The 5,807-nt window shown below is 36.7% G+C and carries 2 protein-coding genes; both read left to right on the plus strand.

The features are described from left to right. On the plus strand, positions 1-3,587 hold a 3,587-nt coding region (locus T541_RS20065; protein WP_034467701.1), incomplete at its 5' end, for an RHS repeat protein. A 392-nt stretch (positions 3,588-3,979) separates the two neighbouring features. After that, complete coding sequence (locus tag T541_RS0116325) at positions 3,980-4,954, plus strand: leucine-rich repeat protein (protein ID WP_026653659.1); 975 nt, start codon at positions 3,980-3,982, stop codon at positions 4,952-4,954. Positions 4,955-5,807: the final 853 nt, after the last annotated feature.

Raw genomic sequence — 5,807 nt, forward strand, 5'->3', positions numbered from 1 at the left:
CAGCTTCAAATGGCAGAATCATTGAATATTCCTATGATCCAATGGGAAGAGTTATCGCTAAGAAAGACTGTGAAGCTGTTACAAGATACGCTTACACAGGAACTGGAAAACTTAAGAGTATCATTGATGCTCTTGGAAATGAGACAAGATATACATATAACGAACTTGACCTTCTTTGCAGGATTGAAAGATTTGATGGCCTTAGCAATAATGAGGCTTCTGCAGATATAATTACAGATTCATCAGAAACAGATTTTGGTGTTGATTTTGTTAATGTAACTATTGAAGACGCTGAAGGAATATCAGAGGCAAATGCTGAAGAAAAAGAGCACTCATATCCTCAGATAGACAGGCATGGTCATGTAACTATCTACACCCACGACCTTTCAGGTAAAGTCATCAGTGTAACAGATGCCCTTGGAAATAAAGATGTCTATAAGTATAACAGAAAGTGTGAACTCTGCGCTGAAACAGACCGTGATGGTAACGAGACTATCTACACAAGAGATAACAACGGCAATATCACAGGTATCAAGTACTCTAACGGTGAAGAGATTAAATACAGCTACAACGCCCTTAACATCCTTAAGGAAGTAGAGGACCATCTTGGTATCACAAGGATTGATTCAGACCCTGTAGGCAGAACAACTCAGGTTACTACTCCAGATGGACAGAGCGTTGGATACGAGTACGGTCCAGACGATGCTAAGACAGCCATCATCTATCCAGACGGAAAGAGACTTGAGTACAAGTATGATGCTTTCAGAAAGCTTGTGGAACTTAGTGACCTTAATGCAGCAACTGGCTCAGTTAAGTACTACTATGATTCAAATGCAAGACTTATGAAGAAAGCTTTCCCTAACGGAACAACCACTTCCTATGATTACTATCAGGGAGGTCTGTTAAAGACACTCATAAATACAGACAGAGAGGGAGTTCTGGATAGATTTGACTACTCTTATAACCAGAAGGGTAACAGAACATCTATTGAGAAAACTAGAAGAGGCCTTAGAAACGAAAGTGGTATCTATGCTTACAGCTATGATGAAGTAGGCCGTTTGGAGGAAGTATCAAGAGAAGGAGAAGTTCTTTCATCCTATACTTACGATGCATTCGGAAACAGAATCAGTAAGATAGAGAATAACTCAAAGACTTTCTATGCATACGATGTTCAGGACAGACTTGTTTCTAAGAGCAATCAGAATGGTGTAGACCCAACACCTGTTATCACAACATACTCTTATGACAATCGTGGAAATCTTGTGGCTGAGTATAAGAACGATGTGCTTGATAGAGAGTACACATTTGGTGCAAGAAACCTTCTTGAAAAAGCAAAGTTAAATGCTGATCCTTCAAAGGACCAGTCTATTTCCTATGACTATAACTATCTTGGACAGAGAGTACGCAAGAGATCAGCTAATGGTGAAGTTTCTTACCTCACTGACATTACTATGGATCACAACAATCTTCTTGCACAGTCTGTAAACGGCAAGACATCTATGTTCACATATGATGACAAGGTAGTAAGTATGGAGAATGAGAGCACAAACGCATTCTATCTCCTTGATGAACTTGGAAGCACCATGTACATTACAGACGTAGATGGAATATCATCTGAAGCTTATGAATATGATGTGTTTGGAAACAGACTTGATGTGAGTACGGGAAAGAAGGCAGTTCTTGACAGCCTCATCCAGCCATTTACATTCACTGGCTATAGAGAAGAGGAAAATGGCCTCTGCTTTGCTCAGGCAAGAAGCTATGACCCGGAGACAGGTAGATTTATTGGAGAGGATAAGGTAAGAGGTTTCCTTGAAATACCAGATTCAATAAACCATTATATTTATTGTTATAACGACCCTAAGGCATATGTAGATAGAAATGGTTTAACACCAACAGACCCAGGCCAGGGTAACAGCAGCTCACAGCCAAATGGTCCTACTTCTAGTACAACAACATCGGGAGCTTCTTCAAGTGGTGGTAGTACTTCTGGAAAGGATGCTGTCACTCAGGCTTCAAGGCAAGGTTATGCAGATGGCTCAGAAAATCTAAGTTCTTCTGAAGCAACAGAGATAAAAAGAAAGCTGCATGAATTAGGCTTGTCTGATGAAGCTATAGAGGAGGCTCTTGATAATGGCTTCACACTCAAACTGTTGCTTGATGTATGTAATAGTTTTGATAGTAAGGAAGCATCTCAGTTTTTCAATATGGTGTTAGAGCAGAAGTGCACTGAAGCTTTTGATTATCTTGCAAAATTACAGAATCCATATTTGTTAATTGATGATGATAATTTAATGAGTGCTTTAAGCTTATATAGTCTGAATATGGTTAAGTTAAACGCTGATGGCACTGTTACAAAAGCATCAGAAGCCAAATTTGAAGCATTTGTTACGGGAGTATTGAATGCTAAAGGAGAACTTCTGTATTTCGCTCCGAATATATTTGAAAGATTATATGTTTGTTCAACTATTCTTGCTCAGGGGTATAACAATAGTGTGTTATTCTGTGATTTTGATTCGATTGGGCTAGAAGCGTATAGAGATCTATCGGCAGAGGCTAGAAAAAGAATGACAATAACTAATTTCTTTGGAATAGAAAGCTTAGCTATACAAGAAACATCAATGTATACTGGAAGTCCGGATATTCATGCTGATATTCATTTCTATAATTGCGATAATCTTACTGTAGATAATTGCTGGACGGATGTGGGTTATTTTTCTTCGACACCAGATAAAAAGACGCTTAATGTTAATTTGTTATTCAGTGCGGCAGCTATTAAGGATCAAGATGATGCAAAGAAATTAAATGACTTGATTGCAGAAAGAGATAAACTTGTTTGGGATCTAGCTCAAAATGTGTTATCAGATACTTCTACAGCAATTCATCCGTTATTAGGTGCATTTGTAAAACTAACATTTGGGCTATCTGATTCATTTAGCACGTCTAATTTGGATGATCTAAAATCAGTTGTTGACGAATCATTAAAGCTGAGTGGGAAATCTATTCCTGATGGATTTAATAATGGTTATGCTATTTCCAAAGATGCGTTTAATTTTGTTAAAGATTATATGGATAAAACAGATGAAATAGAAAAATGTAAGCAGGATATTACAAATGTATGGTTTGGATATTGCTACGGATATGATTATGATACCTCAGGTGGTTTGCTGTTTCCTTCGAAAGAAGTGGCTGACCGCACAACGATTAGTTATAATCCGATCAGGCCAGATGCTTATCAGGTAATGCAAGAGTGGGAAGAGGGAGGCGTTTACCGATTGATTAGAAATAGCGAAGCATATAGGAATGATCCTAATGTTGATACTAGTATGTTAGCTATTAAATTTTCTAAGCAATATAATGAAATGGTAGTAAATAGTGACTTGACTGATAGCCAAAAAGAACTAGCAAAAAATTTGGCTTTTGGAAAGTCTGATGGATCATTTGATTTAAGAAATGTTGATGCAGCAGATTTTAATAAATGCATGAGATTTTTGAATTCAGTATATAGTGTTATAGATGATGGAGGCCATTATTCATCAGTACATGAATTGTGGGATGGCAGAGTCCAGCAATTTGGAGGCCGATAATGAGAAAAGAATAATCTGTGGTTGAAAGTTGATACTCCATTTGTATGGTATAATGCCACGCAGATGGAGTATTAAATATTGGCTGGATTTTTTGCAAGCTAGGTGCCAGTCACCAATGTCCTCAGTACTACTACGATTCAAATGTAAGACTTATAAAGAAGTCATTCCCTAACGGAACAACAACTTCCTATGATTACTATCAGGGAGACTTATTAAAGACACTCGTAAATACTGACAGAGAAGGCGTGCTTGATAGATTTGAATAGATGCTTTCGATTATATGGATTATAATATTGAGGCTTTTGGAAATAATACAGAAAGTGAGATCATAAGTATAAATGTAAATCCTGTATTGCACAAGGATGCTTCTAGTCAGTTGACAGACATGGAAATTGAAGGTTTGGAGAAACTGTATAGGTATTTATGATGAAAAAAAAGAGACCACTAAAAAAATAATAAAAGTCATTTTAACCATCGTTGCTTCGATTGTTTCACTACTTATTTTGTTGATTATAATAGAGATGCCGCGATGGATCGGGGATTACAAATATGAAATCCACATTCTAAAGGGCGAAGCCACTATCTGTGGATACCGTGGTGGTGAGAATGTAGTAGTCCCATCAAAGATTGGTCCTTTTAAAATAAAATATATTTCTAATAGTACATTTAAAGATAATGATAATATTAAAAGCGTCTTTATTCCCGCAGATTTAGATTCTAGTGTTGAGGTTTGGATTGACGGTTGCAATAATTTAGATACTGTTGAATGGGAAGAAGGCTGTAAGGTTATTACTGCTTCGATTGGGCGATGTGGTAATATTAAGCACATTATTATTCCGGATGGCGTGGAGCGGTTTGAAGGATATATAAGTTTCTATAATTCTGATGAAGATATTTATTTTCCTAAAAGCCTCTATTATTTCCATACGTCTGGCATTGATTGTGACTATTTACAAGAGAAGCATGCAGATAAAAAATATTACGTGATCGGTGATGGTATATTACTATTCTACAATGGTAATTTGTCAGAAGACATAGTAATCCCTGATGGTATAAAGTCTATCGGATGCCTTTTCTATTCAGACGAGTCTGCAACTAATAGAAAACTTTATATGCCAGATTCTATAGAAAGAATACGTATGGATATTGATGAAAACGAAGAAGTATTCTTTGGAAATGAAGAGTTCAAAGAGATTGAGTTTTACGGTTTCATGGAAGGTACAGTCGTTGCACCAGCTGGGTCCTACATGGAAAACTACTGCAAAGAGAATGGATACAACTTCCGTGCTATGACAAAAGAGGAAGAAGAAATCTGGAAAGAGAAAACAACCAGTGTTTCACCTGATGAAATAGCCTATCAGAACTAAATATCCATATATATCGACAACTTAATATTAAACGATAAAGCATAGACACTGGGTATTTTACCCAGTGCCTTTTTTATATAATAGGAAAGTCCTCCGGATTTCCTATTATATAAAAATCGCTCCGCTATGGATGCGACTGGTGCGCAGATGAAATATGCAAGCTAAAGCTTGCGCGCACCAGCGCGCAAAGAGTCGCTAGCGACTCTTTGTTCTATGCTATCTTGTATTAATATGCACGATAAGCCGATTCGGTAAAAATATCTAAATTAATCTTTTAAATATTAGTTAAAACATGGAAAATGATGAATTTTAATTTATGTTATTTACTTTTTGAGATTTACATATAAAATTATTTGAGTGGGGTTAAGATGTAATACATCTTATTTGTAACTTTTCGGTTACATTTTTTTCTTATTGAGGGATTGAAAGAAAAATAGAATAAAACTCTGGATTTTAGTGACTTGTTTATCGATGTTGCAATGCAAGATGTGGCGTGTAGTTTCACCATTATTGAAATAAAATTGCAATAAAATACGATAAATGTGACATTAAAAATCGAAGTATTATTATGCGACACCGCTCCAGACGTGGTGTTGCAGTTTTTGGTGTTTGATATAGACTGAAAGTCTTTATCATAGATCAGATTCTGGCGTAACAACCAGTATCAATAACATATTTTTAAACGGAGGAAAACAAAAATGGCACAAAAGGGTATGAATGTCAGCGAAGTTGAGGGATACCTTTCAACACTTTCAGCTGGCGCAACTGATCTTGATCAGCTTACAACAGACGTTAAGAATCTTCAGGGACCACTCCAGGATTGCTGGGAAGGTGAAGAGGCTGAGGCATGCGT

Source organism: Butyrivibrio proteoclasticus P6B7 (genome assembly GCF_000622085.1).
Lineage (GTDB): Bacteria > Bacillota > Clostridia > Lachnospirales > Lachnospiraceae > Butyrivibrio > Butyrivibrio proteoclasticus_A.